The sequence below is a fragment of the Streptomyces sp. NBC_01549 genome (assembly GCF_026339955.1).
In the GTDB taxonomy this organism is placed as follows: domain Bacteria; phylum Actinomycetota; class Actinomycetes; order Streptomycetales; family Streptomycetaceae; genus Streptomyces.
The window spans coordinates 3,327,059-3,343,746 of the sequence record NZ_JAPEPW010000001.1; the positions used below are offsets into that span (position 1 = coordinate 3,327,059).

A 16,688-nucleotide genomic window follows, 5' to 3' on the forward strand; every position below is an offset into this window, starting at 1 on the left:
TCACGCCACCGTGGACTCGGACGTACCGTCGAGATCGGCGAGGTGCTGCTCCACGAAGGCCGCGGCGCGTTCCTCGGCTTCCCGTTCGGCGGCGCGCAGCGCGTCGTCGGCGAGGTGGTCGGCGGAGGACTCGGTCATGGCCCGGTCGGTGAAGACGAGGGGGCGTTCGGTCTCGGTGATGAGGTGTTTGACCACCTGGACGTTGCCGTTGACGTCCCAGACGGCGATACCGGGGGTCAGGGTCGGGATGATCTCGACGGCCCACCTGGGCAGACCGATCACCCGGCCCGTCGCCCGTGCCTCGTCGGCCTTCTGGGCGTAGATCGTCCGGGTGGACGCCATTTTCAGGATCGCGGCCGCCTCCTTGGCCGCCGCGCCGTCCACCACGTCGGACAGGTGGTGGACCACCGCGACGAAGGACAGACCCAGGCGTCGGCCGAACTTCAGCAGGCGCTGGAAGAGCTGGGCCACGAAGGGGCTGTTGATGATGTGCCACGCCTCCTCCACCAGGAAGATGCGCTTCTTGCGGTCGGGGCGGATCCAGGTGTGTTCCAGCCACACGCCGACGATCGCCATCAGGATCGGCATGGCGATGGAGTTGCGGTCGATGTGGGACAGGTCGAAGACGATGAGCGGGGCGTCGAGGTCGATGCCCACCGTCGTGGGGCCGTCGAACATGCCCCTGAGGTCACCGTCGACCAGACGGTCGAGGACCAGGGCGACGTCCAGGCCCCACGCCCGTACGTCGTCTATGGCGACGTTCATCGCCTCGGCCGACTCCGGCTCGGGGTGCCGTAGCTGTTCGACGATGTCCATCAGTACGGGCTGGCGCTCGACGATCGTCTCGTTGACGTAGGCGTGCGCGACTTTGAGGGCGAAGCCGGACCGCTCGTCGAGGCCGTGGCCCATCGCGACCTCGATGATCGTGCGCAGCAGGGCCAGCTGGCCCGTCGTCGTGATCGCCGGGTCGAGCGGGTTGAGCCGGATCCCCATGTCCAGGGCCGCGGTCGGGTCCAGACGGATGGGAGTTATTCCCAGCTCTTCCGCGATGAGGTTCCACTCACCGACGCCGTCCTCGCCCTGTGCGTCGAGCACGACGACCTGGCGGTCGCGGAAGCGCAGCTGCCGCAGGACGTACGTCTTCTCGAGCGCCGACTTGCCGTTGCCGGACTCGCCGAGCACCAGCCAGTGCGGCGCGGGGAGCTGCTGGCCGTACAGCTGGAAGGGGTCGTAGATGTAGCCCTTCCCGGAGTACACCTCGCGTCCGATGATGACGCCCGAGTCGCCGAGGCCGGGCGCGGCGGTCGGCAGGTAGACCGCCTGGGCCTGGCCCGTGGAGGTGCGCACGGGCAGGCGGGTCGTCTCGACCTTGCCGAAGAGGAAGCCCGTGAAGGCGTCTGTCGCGGCGGACAGCGGATCCCGCATCAGAACATCAGCTCCTACCTGCGGATTCCGGTGGCGAACGGCAGTGTGTTGACGAAGGCCCGGTGGTGCTCGCGGTCGCACCACTCCAGCTTCAGATACGACTTTCCGGCGGAGGCGCGGATGGTGCGCTTGTCGCGGGCGAGGGCCTCGGGGGAGCGGGAGCTGACCGTGATGTAGCCGACGAGGTTGACGCCTGCCGCGCCGCTCGCGAGGTCCTCGCCGCGCTGGTCCAGGCGGTTGTGGGAGGCGACGTCGCGGGGGTCGACCGTGCGGTTCATCTTGAGCTGGCGGCTGGCCTCAGCGTCGTCGTTCGTCTTCTCCGTCAGCATGCGCTCGATGGCGACCTCGGTGGGTTCGAGGTCCATCGTGACGGCGACGGTGCGGATGACGTCCGGGGTGTGGACCAGGAGCGGCGCCAGGAAGTTCACGCCGACCGGGGTCATCGGCCATTCCTTCACCCAGGCCGTGGCGTGGCACCAGGGGGCGCGGGTGGAGGACTCGCGGGTCTTCGCCTGGAGGTAGGTGGGCTCCATAGCGTCGAGCTCGGCGGGCCAGGCATTACGTTTCGTCATCGCCTGGATGTGGTCGATCGGGTGGTCGGGGTCGTACATGGAGTGCACGAGAGAGGCCAGCCGCCCCTGACCGAGCGGCTGGCGTACGCGGATGTCGGCTTCCTGGAGGCGCGAGCAGATGTCGGTCAGCTCGCGCGCCATGACGACGGCGAGTCCTGCGTCGCGGTCCAGTTTCCTGCCGCCCTGGGGACGGGCGGCGCGGGCCATGGCCTGGGCCTCGGCGGCGAGTTCACGGTTGTAGTGCATGCACGCGACGAGGTAGGCGCGGTGCTGCTCGCTGCTGGTGGACACCATGGACTGGAGCTGGTCGTAGGACTGCTGCAGCCAGGGCGGTGCCTTCTCGTCCCCGCGTTGGGCGACGTCCTTGGCGTGGGCGTCCGGGTCGGCGGGGAGGGTGCGGGCGAGCATCTGGAGGCGGGTGACGAAGCCGTCGCCGTTCGCCACGTGCTTGAGCAGTGTGCCGAAGCGGTCGACGAGGGCCTCCTGGTCCTCGCTGTCGCGCAGGCCGACGCCCGGGCCCTCGATCTCGATGGCGGCGGTGACGGTGCGGCGGTCGGCGTGCAGGAGTACGGCGATCTCGTCGGGGCCGAAGGGGGCCGCGAGCCAGGAGATCCGGCCGATGCCGGGCGGCGGCCCGATCTCGACCTCTTTGCCGTCGAGGCGCGTGCCGGCCTCCTGGACGCTGCTGCGGTACGCGGTGCCTTGGCGCAGGTTGCGCTTGTAACTGCGGTTGATCTCGAACCACTTGTAGAACGTGCGGCGCTTGTACGGGACGTACACCGCGGCGATGGCCACCAGTGGGAAGCCCATCAGCAGCACGATCCGCAGGGAGAGGACGGGGACGAGCAAGCCGCACATCATGCCGAGGAACGCGCCCGCGATGATGAGCGCGATCTCGCCGGACTCGCGGTTCCGGCCGACGATCGCGTTCGGCCGGGCGCGGCCGATCAGATATGTACGGCGGGGCGTGACCGGATGGGACACGTGGGAATCGGTCGTCAACGCCCTTCACCTCCCGTGCGGTTGGTACTGCTGTTGCGGGTGTTGGCGGTACGCGGTGGGGGTGCGGCGGAGGGGACAGATCCGCCGCCTCCGTTCGGCGTACGGGTGCTGTGGGCGGACACGCCTCCGGAGACGGGGTTCGCGGGGCGCGGCTGGCTGTTGCCGCCGCCCGCGCCTCCTCCGCCGTTGTTGTCGGCGCGGGCGCTGTGGGTCTTGATGCCCTGGGCGACCAGGGTGGCGGGGGAGCTGATCACGGCCGCGGCCTTGCTTTCGGCACCCTGCATGATGCGGTTGTTGCGGCCGCCTGCGATCTCGTCGCCGAAGCCGGGCACGAAGCGGTAGATCATCGCGCTGGCGAAGATGGCGAGCAGGATGATCGCGAGGCCGGAGACGACGGCGGAGAAGGAGTCCGGGCCGCCGTTGGTGGACAGCGCGCCGGCGAGGCCCAGCACGATCACGATGACCGGTTTGACCAGGATGACGGCGATCATGATGCCGGCCCAGCGGCGGACGTGGCCCCACAGGTTCTTGTCGACGAGTCCGGCGTAGACGACGGTGCCGAGCAGGGCGCCGACGTACAGCAGAGCGGCACGGATGACGAGCTCCAGCCACAGGACGCCTGCCGCCAGGATCGACACCAGGGAGACGACGATCAGCATGATCGGGCCGCCGCCGATGTTCTGGCCCTTGGCGAGGGCGCCGGAGAAGGTGCCGAAGAAGGTGTCGGTCTGGTTGCCGGTGGTCTTGGCGAGGACGTCGGTGACGCCGTCGCTCGCGGAGACGACGGTGTAGAGGATCAGCGGGGTGAACGCCGACGCCAGGACCGTGAGCCAGAGGAAGCCGATCGCCTCGGAGATCGCGGTGCCGAGGGGGACGCCTCGCACCGCCCGCTTCGCCACGGCCAGCAGCCACAGGAGGAGGGTGAGGATGGTGGAGGCGGCGAAGACCACGGCGTACTGCTGGAGGAACTTCTGGTTCGTGAAGTCGACGTTCGCGGTGCCCTTGACGGCCGCGGAGAGCTTGTCGATGGTCCAGGACGCGGCCTCGGCGCAGCCCTTGGCCAGCGAGGAGAGGGGGTCGAGGGTGGAGGTGGTACCGGGGTCGGTGGTACCGCCGGTGGTGCTGCCCTTTTCGCAGTACTTCTTGGCCTCGCCGACGATGAGTCTGCACGAGTCGGTCGAGGCGCTCGCACTGGGGTTGGGGCTCGAGTTCGCGTTCGGCGTCGGGCTCGGTGGGGCCGCGTAGGCATGGGACGCCAGCACGACGACCGCGGTCTGTACGGCCGTGACGGCGCCGGTGAGCTTGAGTACACGGCGTGGGCTACCGGGCATAAGTGAACCCTCCGTACTCCTCGATGACCTTGCTGATCTCGTCGGAGGTGGCGGCCTTGTCGTCACCGGGGACCGGGGCGGGGCCGTCCTTCTGCGAGTCGGTGACGATCTTCCAGTCCCCGCCGGACCACTGGAGCTCGAAGGTCCACGTCTTCCAGGTAGAGGTGACGGGGTCGGTCGAGTTCTGCGCGGACATTCCGATGAGGCCCAGGTACCAGACCGACACCTTGGCGTCGGTGGCGCTGTACTGCTCGACCTTGCTGCCGACAGGGATCGTGCGGGAGACGAAGGTGCTGCCCTGCGGCGCGTTGCCGGACGCGTCGAGTCCCAGCTTCTTGAGGAAGCTCGTCGAGTAGGCGTCGTCCAGCGGACCCTGGAGACGGCCGGCCGCGTCGGAGGTGTAGAGGGTGTCGACCAGGCTGTGCCGACCGGCCTTCTGGAACATGCTCGTCGACCCCAGCGCCACCGCGTAGTTCGCCGCCGCGCTCTGCGCTCCCTGCTCGCTGTGTGCGAACCCCGTGGGGATCCCCCCGGTGTTCGTGTCCACCGGGCGTTGGCCCGACGGGGCCGTGGGGGAGGTTTTGGAGGCGCCGTTGCTTGCGCCGCCGGTTCCGGAGGAGGAAGAGGAATCGTCTCCTCCACGGTTCGCGAAGGCGATGGCCGCGATGAGGAGCACGACGACGCCGACCACCGTCACCAGGCTCCGCGAGGAGGAGCGGCCGCGGCGGGCGCCGCCGTAGACGTCTCCGGGGCGGTCGGGGAGGCGGGTACGGGTCTGGCCCGTCCCCCCGTACCCCCCGTCGTCGCGGCGGGAGCCGTCCCCGTATCCGGGTTCGTCACCGGGACTCATGTCGCGTACGCCCCCTCAACCTCTTCCTGAACCGCGTAGTACGACGGTAGCCGTGCTGGTTCCCGCGCGGACGCGGTGTGGTGACTCGACATCAGGGAAACGCAACCTCAGCCGGTGGGCACGTCGGACGGGTGGGTCGGACAGGGAAAGGAGGAGATGAGGTGAGGAGCCGGGTGCCCGGCCGAAGCTAGACGGCCATGCCGTACACGATGGTGAAGAGCGTGCCGAGGGATCCGATGATGAAGACCCCGGTGAGGCCCGCGATGATCAGACCCTTGCCCTGTTCGGCGCTGAACGTGTCACGGAGCGCCGTTGCTCCGATACGTTGCTTCGCCGCTCCCCAGATCGCGATCCCGAGGCAGAGCAGGATGGCGACGGCCATCACGACCTGGATCATCGTCTTGGCCTCGTTGCCCAGGCTGCCGAAGGGACCCCAGTCCGGGGCGATTCCGCCGATGATTGTGGTGATGTCGCCCTTGTCGGCTGCGAAAAGCATGTAAGTCACCGCCCCTAGTGGGTAGTTCTGCACCCCCTGCCACTGTGCGCAGAGGTCGGGCCCATTCTCGCCGACAATGCCGCTGTCGTATGTCGACTTGGCGTCATTGATTGGCGGTTTTCGTACGAATCCCTTGTCACCGGCGTACGCGGGCCCCTTGCGGGAGGCGTGCGACGGTATGCAAAGAGTCGTATGGTCACTCTGTGTATCACGCCTGGTCACGCCGGGCAATGAAGTCGAACCGGAACCTGTGGTGTGGTTCCGTCGTTAACCCCTTCTACGACGAGCGCGGGGTGGTCGCCCCACCGCTCCTCGCAGCATCCCTGCGTGCCCGTCGTGTTTCTGACGGGTCGTCGAGCCGATGTTCTCCGGGTCGCGCGTCCGCCCGATGTGGACGCACGGCCGCTGCCCCGAAGGCTATCCAAAACGGGCCGCGGCTGGTTGCCGCGGCCCGTTCCCCGCACTGCCGGAGGATCCCCACGTCCTCCCCGGCAGTTCCCCCCGCTTTCCTGTGCTTTCGGCGGTTTTCAGTGTCTCCGGAGGGTCAGCCGGTGAAGGCCGCGACTCCCTCCGGGGTGCCCCAGCCGGTCGGGCCGTCGTAGCCCGACTTCGCGGTGCACAGATAGCTGGAGCCGCAGCTGCCGTTGCTGCCGGAGGTGACGTCGTTGAGGGCCGAGGTGCCGGCCGACGCGTAGGGGAAGGACGCCGGGTAGGAGCTGCTGGAGGGGGTGCCGCCGAGGGCGTACACACCGGCGATGATCGGCGAGGACGCGCTCGTGCCGCCGAAGGTGTACCAGCCGGCCGTGACCCCGTAGGAGTCGTAGACCGAGACGCCGGTGGCCGGGTCGGCGACGGCCGAGACATCGGCGATGGTCCGCTTCGAGCAGCCCGTGTCCGTCTGCCAGGTCGGCTTCGCGTCGTACGAGGAGCAGCCCGAGCCGGTGCCCTCGGTGCTGCTGGTCTCCCAGACGCTCTCGGTCCAGCCGCGGCTGTTGGAGCTGGTGGACAGGGCGGTGCCGCCGACGGAGGTCACGTACTTGGAGGCCGCCGGGTACTCGGCGCCGTAGCCGGAGTCACCCGCGGAGACGGTGATGGCGACGCCGGGGTGGTTGAAGTAGGAGGTGTCGTACGTGGAGTCGGAGGAGGACTCCGAGCCGCCGTAGCTGTTGGAGACGTACTTGGCGCCCAGGGTGACGGCCTCGTTCACCGCCTTGCCGAGGTTGGCCATGGTGGCGGAGGTGGCCTCGACGAGCAGGATGTTGCAGTTCGGGCAGATGGCGCTGGCCATGTCGACGTCGAGGGAGATCTCCTCGGACCAGCCGGCGTCACTGGAGGGGAGGGAGGTCGTCGAGCCGGTCTGGCTGACCTTCTTGAAGCAGCCGTTGGCCGTGGTGCAGGCCGACAGGCCGTAGTACGAGCGGTACTTGGCGAGGTCCGCCTCGGCGTTCGGGTCGTTGTACGCGTCGACGATCGCGATCGTCTCGCCCGAGCCGTTGGAGGCGGCGGCGGAGGTCAGGCCGTAGGCGCTCTGGAGGTTGCTCGGCCCGTAGCCCGACGGGGTGGCGGCGTCGGCGGCCTTCGGGGTGACGGCGTCCGCGTGGGCGCCCGCCTTCTGGAAGGCCGTCGTGCCGCCGGTGACCCGCAGCGCCTTGCAGGCCATCTGGCCCTTCGCGGGGGTGGAACAGGCCGGGCTCCACGTCACCTTGGCGGAGGTGGAGGCGGCGGCCGTGGTCCTGGCAGTCGTCGTGGTGGCGGGGGCGGCGCTCGCGTCGACGGCGGTGCCGAGACCGGCCAGTACGAGGGCCGCGGTACCGACGGCGGCCGCACCGATGCGGCGCCATTTGCCGCGTATGGCAGGTCTGGCGGGCTCTTGGGGGATTGAGGTACGCAACGGACAGCCTCCTGAGAGTGTTTGACAGGGGCGGTGCGGGTGCGCCGCCGGTGCGCTGTCCCCGGCGGAGGGCCGAGCGGCCCGCCGATGACCATCCTCTTGTTGAGTACGCGACAACAAGGGCCGTCTGGAATCCTGACTTCCGCATTACTGAACGAGGACGCCGCGTTACCCCTCGATGGCCGCTCGATGGACTGCGGCTGAGCGCCGCTTGACTCAACTCACAGGCAGGTCAAGGGATTCACCAAAGATTCCGGCCAGGTGGACGCGACGGCGAACGGGCCGCGGCTGGTTGTCGCGGCCCGTCTCGGGCGCCGCCGGTGGATCCCCACACACTCCATCGCCCGGCGGCTCCGCATGGGCGTTGGCCATCAAGAGCTCACCGCGGCCACAGCCACCGTCGTCGTCGACAGCCCCCTTAAGATCTTCCGTCCTCCACTCCTTCGACGAAGTGGTCGAACTCGCCCGCCTGTACGCCCAGGACGAAGGCGTCCCACTTCTTCTGAGTGGTGGTGACGATGTTGGTGGGGTCGCCGGTTTCGCGGATGTAGACCAGGTCGTCGGCGCCGAAGGCGAGTTCGATCCAGGGGCCGGGTCCGGTCGCGTCGTCCGGGGCGGCACGGACCCAGTCGAGGTCCGGGGGGACGTCAGCCACGGGGGGCTTCCTTCAGGGTGAGGAGGAGAGCGTGGAAGGTGGCGGGGGTGGCGGTGAGTATCGCTTTGCGGGGGTCGCCGCTTTCGGTGAGATGTATGAGTTGGGTTCCGGTGACATGTATGCAGGCCTCGCCCTCGCCGCAGTACGAGGACTTCTGCCAGGCGTCGGTAGGCATCTCGGGTCCCTTCACAGGTCCTGGACGATGGTGTGGATGAGGTCTTGCGACTCCTTGGGCGCGAGAGCGGTGGCCCTCATGCGCTCCAGGAGGACGCGGTACTTCTCGAGCTGGGCCTCGGCGTCGATGAGCGCCGAACCGTGGGACTGGTCGAGGTGCACCGTGTCGAGCTGCGCCACGGCCCCGTGGGCGTACAGGATCGACTGGCCTGACCCGGGGTAGGCGCCCGCGGCGAACGGGATGACCTGGACGGTGATGTGGGCTCGCTCGCTCATGTCGAGAATGTGTCGCAGCTGCTTCCGGGTGACGGACGTTCCGCCGAACTGCATCCGCAGCGCGGCTTCGTGGATCACCGTGTCGTACGGGGTGGGGGCGTCCTTGAAGAGGACGGCCTGGCGCTTGATCCGGAACGAGAGGCGGTGCTCGATGTCAGGGGGCGAGAGCTCCGGCACGACCTGACGGAAGACCTCGCGGGCGTGGTCGTGGATTTGGAGCAGGCCGGGAATGTGGGCGGTGATCCCGGCGCGCAGGAGCGTGGCGTGGTGCTCCATCTCGGCCAGGTCGATCAGGCCCCCGGGCAGGAGCTCGCGGTACTCCTCCCACCAGCCGCGCGAGCGCTCGGTGGTCATGGTGCTGAGCACTTCGACGAGGGCCTTGTCCGAGCAGTCGTAGTGGCGGGCGAGCGTGCGCACCCGTTCGGCGCTCACGCCCACGCGCCCGGCCTCCATGTTGCTGACCTGGGTCTGTTTGATGCCCATGAGTTGACCGGCCTCGGTGGCGGTCAGGCCCGCGTGCTCCCGGAGTTTGCGCAGCTCCGCGCCGAAGCGGAGTTGACGACCCGTCGGGTTGCTCCTCACGGGCTCCTCCGTCTCCTTGATGTCAGTGGTCACCCACACGAGTGGTAGTGAACTCAATCCCCGCAAACCGGTGAATGGGTTTACTGTTCGCCGCTACCTTAGTGCTTGGGCGCCTCGCCCAGAAGCACCCCGCTCGACGGAGCGGCCGCGGTCACTGGGCACCGTAACCAAATCACCCAACTCCCCTCCGAACCGGGAGACTTCCCATGGCAACCGTATCCCCGTCCTGGGCTTACACCCTCCAGCTTCCGCACGATCCCCGCGCCCCGGGCATCGCCCGTGCCACCCTCCGGACCGTCCTCGCCGCCCACGACCTCACCGCACTCACCCCCACCGCCGAACTGCTCGCATCCGAACTGCTCACCAACGCCCATCTGCATACCCGGGGCCCCTACGCTCTCCGCATTCGAGGAGCCGGCGGCGGGGTCGAGTGGCTGCGGATCGCCGTGTGGGACTCCGATCCACAGGTCCCGGCCGGGTTCGGCGATGTTCGTCCACAGGCTGTGGGCAGTGCGGAGGGCGGGCGTGGGTTGCAGCTTGTCCAGGCCTGTGCCGACGCGTGGGGCGCGTACACGGTGGGGGCGGGGCGGGGTGGGAAGCTGCTGTGGGCCGAGTGTGCGTGCGAGGGCTGAGGGTGGGCCGTACGGTGGACCTGCTGTCGTGCTCCCGTTGGCTCCCACCGGTGACTCATAGGAGATTCTCAGTGTGGTTCCAGGATTTTTCTTAATTCCGTGGGCCAGAGTGTGAACCGATGAAGCGCACCACTCGTCCCCCTGGTAACCGGCGGAACGCTTTGTTCGTCGTGGTCGTGATGCTGGCCGTCACGTCCGCTTCCGTGGCGTCCGCCGATGACGGCCCCGGGCCGCTCGGCGTGACCGTGCAGGCCGGCGTGAACAAGGCGAGCGCCCGTGTGGGCGCCTTGTTCGGCGCGGGTGAGGGCCTGAGCGGACACTTCTGCACCGCCTCCGTCGTGCACAGTGAGGGGCGGGACCTCCTGGTGACCGCCGCACACTGTCTCGACGGGGCCGGAAAGTTGCGGTTCGTCCCGGGCTATCGGGACGGCCGGGCGCCGTACGGGATCTGGGACGTCAAGAAGACCTACGTCGGTGACGCCTGGACCGGCGGTCAGGACGAGGACAGCGACGTCGCCTTCGCCGAGGTCGCCAAGCAGCACGCGAAGGGCATCGAGGACGTCGTCGGCGCGAACGCCCTCGCCACGGGGCGGGAGACCGGGGCCACCGCCGTCACGGTCACCGGCTACCCCAGCACCCTCGACGTACCGATCATCTGTACGAACAAGCCGACTGTCCACAGCCCCACCCAGCAGCGCATCGCGTGCCCCGCCTTCGCCGGCGGCACCAGCGGCAGCCCCTGGGTGAACGGCGACGGAGAGGTCGTCGGGGTCATCGGCGGCCACGAGGCGGGCGGGGACACCGACGACATCTCGTACAGCGTCGTCCTCGGGAAAGAGGTTGCGGCGTTGTACAAGGAGGCGCGCAAAGCGAGTTAGGGGCGCGCAGGGAGGGTCGGGGGCGCACTTCGCGCCCCCGTTTCTTGTCGTGTGTGATCGTTTCTTCGCACAGGGGTCGCCTCTAGACTGACGTCCGGCGGACTCCCGGGCGGCGAGGGGCGGTTGACGGTGCGTAAGACGTGGGTCGTGGTGACCGCCGTCGCCGGGGTGGGGCTCGCCTTCATGTCGGCGCTGGTCGTCGGCGTCTACATGGTGGCCGGGAACCTCGCCAACGGGGTCGGCGGAGGATCGGTCGGGCTCGCCAAGGGCGCCGTGCCGGCCGCATACCAGACGCTCGTACAGAAGTGGGGCAATCTGTGCAGCGCGATCAATCCGGCGCTGCTCGCCGCACAGCTGTACCAGGAGAGCGGATTCAACCCGAACGCCAAGAGTCCGGCGGCGGCGGAGGGGATAGCGCAATTCATCCCCGGCACCTGGGCCACGCACGGAATCGACGGCAATGGGGACGGCAAGCGCGACGTATGGGACCCGAATGACGCGATTCCGTCGGCGGCCTCCTATGACTGCAAGCTCGCGTCCTATGTGAAGGACGCACCTGGGAACGTCACGGAGAACATGCTCGCCGCTTACAACGCGGGGGCCTACGCGGTCATCAAGTACGGGGGCGTGCCGCCGTACAAGGAGACCCAGAATTATGTGAAGACGATCACGACTCTGGAGAAGAGCTTCGCGCGGCCGGTGAGCCGGGTGGATCCCTCGCAGCAGGCCGCCGCGGCGATCTACTACGCGCAGAAGAAGCTCGGCACGCCCTACCTGTGGGGCGGCAACGGAACCGCTGACCAGGGGGGACGCTTCGACTGCTCAGGTCTGACCAAGGCCGCGTACGAGAGCGTCGGAGTCACCCTGCCGCGCGTCGCCAACGACCAGTACAACGCCGGACCGCACCCCGCGCGCGCGGAGCTGCTTCCGGGTGATCTGGTGTTCTTCTCCGACGACCTCACCAACTCGCGCGCCATTCGGCACGTCGGTATCTATGTGGGTGGCGGGTACATGATCGACGCACCGCGAACGGGTGCCGTCATCCGCTTCGATCCCATCGACACCCCCGACTACTTCGGCGCCACGCGGGTGACCGAAGATGGCGCGAAAGCGTTGCCGACGACGGTTTGATCCCACCCCTGAGCTGCGGCGATGTATCTCTCTTCGATAACGTCTGCGTGATCATTCGGTGGAGGGTGGAACGTACTGAAGGGGAATGTGCGTTCCTGTTGACGTAGAGCCGATCTACGACCACGGGGGTGGATCGGGCGGCGCACGAAAGGCTGCGCCCGCGGGAAGACGACGAAGGGGCCGTAGCACCATGGCTGGACTCGCCGAATCCGGTTCGAACCCCGACGTCGACCTGCTGTACGACATCAACGGCCTCGCCAAGGACGCGCCGCACTGGTTCGACCGCGGCATGGAGTTCGTCGGCGAGTACGGGCTGCTGCTCGCCATGGTCCTGCTGGTGCTGTGGTGCTGGTGGACCGTACGCGGGCGCGGCGACGAGAACGCCGCCCCGTCGGTGGCCGCGCTCGTCTGGGCGCCGCTCGCGGCCGGCATCGCGGTGCTGGTGAACGTGCCGATACGGGGCTTCGTGGAGCGGCCCCGCCCCTTCGTCGACCACCAGGGGCTCGACGTCCTGGTCAGCGGCAAGACCGACTTCTCCTTCGTGAGCGACCACGCGACGCTCACCATGGCGATGGGCGTCGGGCTGTTCGTCGCGAACCGGAAGTTCGGGCTCGTCGGCATAGGGATCGCGCTGCTCGAAGGCTTCTGCCGGGTCTACATGGGCGTGCACTACCCGACGGACGTCGTCGGAGGCTTCGCCCTCGGCACCGCCGTCGCCCTGCTGCTCTCCCCGCTCGCCATGGCCCTGCTGACCCCGGTGATGAAGGCCGTGGAGCGCTCGCCGCGCGCCGGGTGGCTGATCCGGGCACGGAGCGCGCGGCGTGCGGGGCAGGAGGCGCTGATTCCGGGGGCGCGGGCGGAGCGGCCCGAGGAGCCGGACCTCGCGGCGTAGGCGCTCCCCCCTTGCAGGGTGTTCTCGGGGCGCTTGCCCTACGGGGCGCTCAGAGCGACTGGGGGAAGGTGAAGAAACGGTTCGGGTCGTACTGCTTCTTCAGGGCCGCGAGGCGGGTCGCCGCGTCGCCGTAGTAGGCCTTGCGCCAGTTGGTGAGGGTCGCGTCCGTGTAGTTCTGGTAGGCGGCACCGGAGGCGTAGGGGGCCATCGCCGAGTGGGCGGAGACCAGCCAGGACTGGACCGCGGTCCCGGAGGCGCCGGAGCCCCAGGAGGCGAAGTACTGGGCGAGCATCCTGGAACGCCGGTGCACGAAGGCCGTCGCGGTCGGCGAGACCCGGTTGACCGCACCGCCCAGCGCGGTGAGCGCGATGCTGCCCGCGCCGCCGCGGACCGAGGAGACCTGGTTCAGGAGTGTCTGGATACCGGCCGCGGAGAGGGACCGGTCGAAGAAGTCCGAGCGGGCCGCGAACGTATCGCGGCTGAGGGCACCCTGCGGGGAACGGCCCGGCGTCGAGCCCGGCAGATGGCACTGGGCCTCGGTGGGGAAGGAGGAGCAGCCCGCGTAGGCCTCCATCGACTCCTTGTACGTGTGCCTCTTGAGCGAGACGCTGCGCGCGGGGGCGCCGATCTTGGTGGCCAGACGGTCCACGGCGTTCTGGAGTTCGCCGTACGTGCCGAGGGAGAAGGCGGCGATGGCGACCGTGGGGGTGCCGCTGCCGTTCTCCAGGTGGAGCGAGGACCAGATCTCGTCCGGCTGGCTGGGGCCCCACTCCTGCCAGGCCTTCACCACGGCGGCGGCCTTCGCCCACGGCCAGGTCAGGTACCCCGATACGGCCTGCGGGGCGGCGTGCGTCTTGAAGCGGAGCTCGGTGACGACGCCGAAGTTGCCGTTGCCGGCACCGCGCAGGGCCCAGAAGAGGTCCTTGTTCTCGCTCGCGTTCGCCACGACCTGCTTGCCGTCCGCCGTGATCAGCGTCGCCTGGGTGAGGCTGTCGCAGGTCAGGCCGTACGCCCGTGACACCACGCCGTGGCCGCCACCGAGGGTCAGACCGGACACGCCGACGGTCGGGCAGGAGCCGGCCGGGATCGTGACGCCCTTCGCGGCGAGCGCCCGGTAGACGTCGATCAGCTTGGAACCGGCGCCGATCACCGCCTCGTTCGCGGACGCCCGGATCGTGTTGAGCTTGGAGACGTCCAGGATCAGCCGGCCGTTTCCGGAGGACCAGCCCGCGTAGGAGTGGCCGCCGTTGCGGATCGACAGCGGGATGTTGTGGGCGCGGGCGTAGGCCATGGTCGTACGGATGTCGTCCGCGTGGGCGACGTACGCGACGGCGGTGGGCTTCAGGGAGTCGAAGCGGGTGTTGTACAGCAGGTGGGCCGTCGACCAGCTGCGGTCGCCGGGGCGGACCAGGGCGCCGTCGAGGTCCTTGGCGAGGGCCGTCGAGTTGGCGGCGGCATGGGCGGCTGTGCCGGTGCCCGCGCCGGTGCCGGCCGTGCTGGTGGTGGCCGTGCGTATGGAGGTGCCGGACGTGTCCGTGGTCGCCGCCGCCTTGCTCCCGCCGCCCTTGCCGTTGCACGCGGCCGTGGCCGCCGCCGCGAGTGCGGCCGCGCCGCCACCTATGAACGTACGCCGTTGCATGTGCGCCTCCCATTGTTTCCCGTGCGTGTGACGAGACGTGTGCCGGGTCCTGGGGGTTCCGCGGCGGGCGCGCGCGGGACGGAACCGGGACATGGCCGTGATCCCGCGCGGATGTCACCCCATCCTGAACCCGGGCCCCACGCCCCCGGACGCCGGGGTGGCTCTTCGGCCGCGGGTGGGCGGGCGCTGGGCGCGCCCGCGCCGTGGAGTCGTGGATGTCACAGCGCCGGGCCCTACGCGAGCGGGGTGTTCTCCGTGTGACCCTCGGCGTCCGTGCGGGCCAGGCTGCGGGCGCGGCGGGCCGGGCCTCGCCAGCCGCAGGAGCAGCGCGCCAGGCAGAAGCGGCCCTGTTCGACCGTCGTCGTTCGGTGTTCCTGGACGAGATGGGTGTCCTCAGGCTGCGCCACATCAATAACGTTACCCAAGGCAAGCAAACGAATCACCGCCGCGTGACGGGCGCCCCTACCCGTCGTTAACCGAAACGACAGGAGGCCCGGGACGGACCGGCTGGGGGTCGGCAGACGATGGTGGCGCAGCAGCAGAGTCGGACGTGCACGGGCACGGACGTCGTCGCGGTCGCGATGGCGGGGCTCATGGTCTGCGTCGGCGGATGTTCCGTCGGCCGGGCCGGTGCCGAGGACGCGCGCGAGGGCATTACCTCCGTCGAGGTACTGCACCGGGCCGCCGACGCACTCGAGCGCGCCGGCAGTGCCCAGACCCGTACGTCGATGGAGATGGCCACGGGCGGGACCCGGGTCACCATCCGCGGCCAGGGTGTCTACGACTTCAAGAAGCAGCTGGGGCAGTTGAAGGTGCTGCTGCCACAGGATCCCGCGGGAGCCGTCGAGCACCGGCCGATCACCGAGCTCCTCGCCCCGGGCGCCCTGTTCATGAAGAACCGCGGCGCCGGGGTCCCTGCCGACAAGTGGGTGCGCGTCGACACGGCCACGCTCTCCGACGGGAACCTCGTGACCGGCGGTGCCACCGACCCGTTCGCCGCGGCCGAGTTGTTGCGGGGCGCGCGGAGGGCGACGTACGTGGGGAGGACGGAGGTGGCAGGGACGCCGGTGCGGCACTATCGCGGCATCGCCGACCTGGACATCGCGGCGCAGAGCGCCTCGCGGGGGAACCGGAAGGCACTCGCGGCGGCGGCGAAAGGGTTCGCCACCGCCGAAGTCCCGTTCGACGTCTACCTCGACGATCAGGGGCGCATCCGCAAGCTCCGGAACCGGTTCAGTTTCATCAACGGCCGGCAGGAGGGCACCATCGCGGTCGCCTCGACGACCTTGCTGTACGGCTTCGGGGTCTCTGCCCGCGTACGGCTTCCGGAACCCGCGGACATCTTCGCGGGGAAGATCGCGGAGCCGTAGACGTCCGTCCGTCGGCGGGGATGCCGGTCCAGGTGTGAGGAGGAGTTGGGGGCTGGAAATGGCCCTTCCGTGCCATGCGCGGTGTGTAGGCCGCTCCCTACTCTAGGAAGTCGGTGACGGCAGGAAGAGGTGATGCACGTGGCTCCGGTCGGCGGTACGGCAGTTCAGGACCACGTGGCCCTCGCCGAGATCGAGCTGTGCGGCGACCTGATCATCGCGGCCTCGGCCGCCCACGAGGAGCGGCTCAGCCTGGAGAGCATCGACGAGGTGCTGAAGGTGGCCGAAGAGCGCACCCGGGGGAGCGGCACGGGGGAGTAGCCCCCTTTCACGTGCGCAGCAGGCGGCTTCACGTGCGCAGTAGGCGGCCGATCGCCTTCGTGGCCTCCTCGACCTTCGCGTCGATCTCGTCGCCGCCCTTGAGGGCCGCGTCCGCGACGCAGTGGCGGAGGTGCTCCTCGAGGAGCTGGAGGGCGAAGGACTGCAGGGCCTTGGTGGAGGCGGAGACCTGGGTGAGTATGTCGATGCAGTAGACGTCCTCGTCGACCATCCGCTGCAGACCGCGGATCTGGCCCTCGATGCGGCGTAGACGCTTGAGGTGTTCGGCCTTCTGCTGGTGGTAACCGTGGATGCCGCGGTCGTGATCGGTCACGACGCCCCCGGCGGCCTCGGTGGGAGCCTGGGCGTCCGTGGTGTCCCTTGTATCCGGGATTTCCTGAACCGTTTTGGCCTCGCCGGAGAGCGCCGTCGCGCCGGCCTCGGTGGTCGTCATCGCGTCCTCCTGATGGTCCGGTATATATACCCCTGGTGGGTATATGGTAACGAACTTTGCTGGGTATAGGGCCCTTGCCCGATGGCGGGACCGGACCCCGTGCTGATCACTGTGCCTGATGGG

The 16,688-nt window shown here is 69.1% G+C and carries 18 protein-coding genes; 6 read left to right on the plus strand and 12 right to left on the minus strand.

The genetic code is table 11. The features are described 5' to 3' along the window. The 9 genes from OG819_RS14775 to OG819_RS14815 all read right to left on the minus strand — a co-directional run bounded on the left by OG819_RS14775 (position 1) and on the right by OG819_RS14815 (position 9,287). Entirely contained in the window at positions 1-1,425 is a 1,425-nt protein-coding gene (locus OG819_RS14775; protein ID WP_266626067.1) for an ATP-binding protein, read from the minus strand. Between the two features lie 14 nt (positions 1,426-1,439). Next, positions 1,440-2,981 (minus strand): SCO6880 family protein, encoded by a 1,542-nt coding sequence (locus OG819_RS14780; RefSeq protein WP_266634462.1) that lies wholly within the window; start codon positions 2,979-2,981, stop codon positions 1,440-1,442. 14 nt (positions 2,982-2,995) lie between these two features. Beyond that, positions 2,996-4,330, minus strand: coding sequence for a hypothetical protein (locus OG819_RS14785; RefSeq protein WP_266649767.1), 1,335 nt, complete (start codon positions 4,328-4,330; stop codon positions 2,996-2,998). Next, positions 4,320-5,180, minus strand: coding sequence for a hypothetical protein (locus OG819_RS14790; protein WP_266626063.1), 861 nt, complete (start codon positions 5,178-5,180; stop codon positions 4,320-4,322). The genes OG819_RS14785 and OG819_RS14790 overlap by 11 nt, the downstream gene beginning before the upstream one ends. 187 nt (positions 5,181-5,367) lie before the next feature. Beyond that, positions 5,368-5,676, minus strand: a complete 309-nt coding sequence (locus OG819_RS14795; RefSeq protein WP_054232206.1) for a hypothetical protein — start codon at positions 5,674-5,676, stop codon at positions 5,368-5,370. Positions 5,677-6,220: 544 nt separating this feature from the next. Next, positions 6,221-7,567 (minus strand): S53 family peptidase, encoded by a 1,347-nt coding sequence (locus tag OG819_RS14800; protein WP_266649769.1) that lies wholly within the window; start codon positions 7,565-7,567, stop codon positions 6,221-6,223. Positions 7,568-7,985: 418 nt separating this feature from the next. Then, on the minus strand, positions 7,986-8,222 hold the full coding sequence (locus OG819_RS14805) for a DUF397 domain-containing protein (RefSeq protein WP_266626056.1): 237 nt from the start codon (positions 8,220-8,222) through the stop codon (positions 7,986-7,988). Then, positions 8,215-8,397, minus strand: a complete 183-nt coding sequence (locus OG819_RS14810) for a DUF397 domain-containing protein (protein ID WP_266626054.1) — start codon at positions 8,395-8,397, stop codon at positions 8,215-8,217. The genes OG819_RS14805 and OG819_RS14810 overlap by 8 nt, the downstream gene beginning before the upstream one ends. Before the next feature lie 11 nt (positions 8,398-8,408). Next, positions 8,409-9,287, minus strand: coding sequence for a helix-turn-helix transcriptional regulator (locus OG819_RS14815; RefSeq protein WP_266649771.1), 879 nt, complete (start codon positions 9,285-9,287; stop codon positions 8,409-8,411). A 173-nt stretch (positions 9,288-9,460) separates the two neighbouring features. Here OG819_RS14815 and OG819_RS14820 point away from each other — a divergent pair, with 173 nt between their 5' ends. The 4 genes from OG819_RS14820 to OG819_RS14835 all read left to right on the plus strand — a co-directional run bounded on the left by OG819_RS14820 (position 9,461) and on the right by OG819_RS14835 (position 12,787). After that, positions 9,461-9,886, plus strand: coding sequence for an ATP-binding protein (locus OG819_RS14820; protein WP_266626051.1), 426 nt, complete (start codon positions 9,461-9,463; stop codon positions 9,884-9,886). A 119-nt stretch (positions 9,887-10,005) separates the two neighbouring features. Continuing rightward, entirely contained in the window at positions 10,006-10,764 is a 759-nt protein-coding gene (locus tag OG819_RS14825; RefSeq protein ID WP_266649773.1) for a trypsin-like peptidase domain-containing protein, read from the plus strand. Positions 10,765-10,893: 129 nt separating this feature from the next. Next, positions 10,894-11,895, plus strand: coding sequence for a bifunctional lytic transglycosylase/C40 family peptidase (locus OG819_RS14830; protein ID WP_323139345.1), 1,002 nt, complete (start codon positions 10,894-10,896; stop codon positions 11,893-11,895). Positions 11,896-12,085: 190 nt separating this feature from the next. Then, positions 12,086-12,787: a phosphatase PAP2 family protein gene (locus OG819_RS14835; protein ID WP_266649775.1), complete on the plus strand. Its 702-nt coding sequence runs from the start codon at positions 12,086-12,088 to the stop codon at positions 12,785-12,787. A gap of 49 nt (positions 12,788-12,836) precedes the next feature. On the opposite strand, the gene OG819_RS14840 is transcribed toward OG819_RS14835, so the two are convergent. Then, positions 12,837-14,426: an FAD-binding oxidoreductase gene (locus OG819_RS14840; protein ID WP_266649777.1), complete on the minus strand. Its 1,590-nt coding sequence runs from the start codon at positions 14,424-14,426 to the stop codon at positions 12,837-12,839. A 233-nt stretch (positions 14,427-14,659) separates the two neighbouring features. Then, on the minus strand, positions 14,660-14,833 hold the full coding sequence (locus tag OG819_RS14845; RefSeq protein ID WP_266583573.1) for a hypothetical protein: 174 nt from the start codon (positions 14,831-14,833) through the stop codon (positions 14,660-14,662). Between the two features lie 117 nt (positions 14,834-14,950). On the opposite strand from OG819_RS14845, the gene OG819_RS14850 reads away from it, so the two are divergent. Then, complete coding sequence (locus OG819_RS14850) at positions 14,951-15,796, plus strand: hypothetical protein (protein WP_266649779.1); 846 nt, start codon at positions 14,951-14,953, stop codon at positions 15,794-15,796. A 132-nt stretch (positions 15,797-15,928) separates the two neighbouring features. After that, positions 15,929-16,114, plus strand: coding sequence for a hypothetical protein (locus tag OG819_RS14855; protein WP_067371445.1), 186 nt, complete (start codon positions 15,929-15,931; stop codon positions 16,112-16,114). Between the two features lie 28 nt (positions 16,115-16,142). On the opposite strand, the gene OG819_RS14860 is transcribed toward OG819_RS14855, so the two are convergent. Further along, positions 16,143-16,565: a metal-sensitive transcriptional regulator gene (locus OG819_RS14860; RefSeq protein ID WP_323139346.1), complete on the minus strand. Its 423-nt coding sequence runs from the start codon at positions 16,563-16,565 to the stop codon at positions 16,143-16,145. Positions 16,566-16,688: the final 123 nt, after the last annotated feature.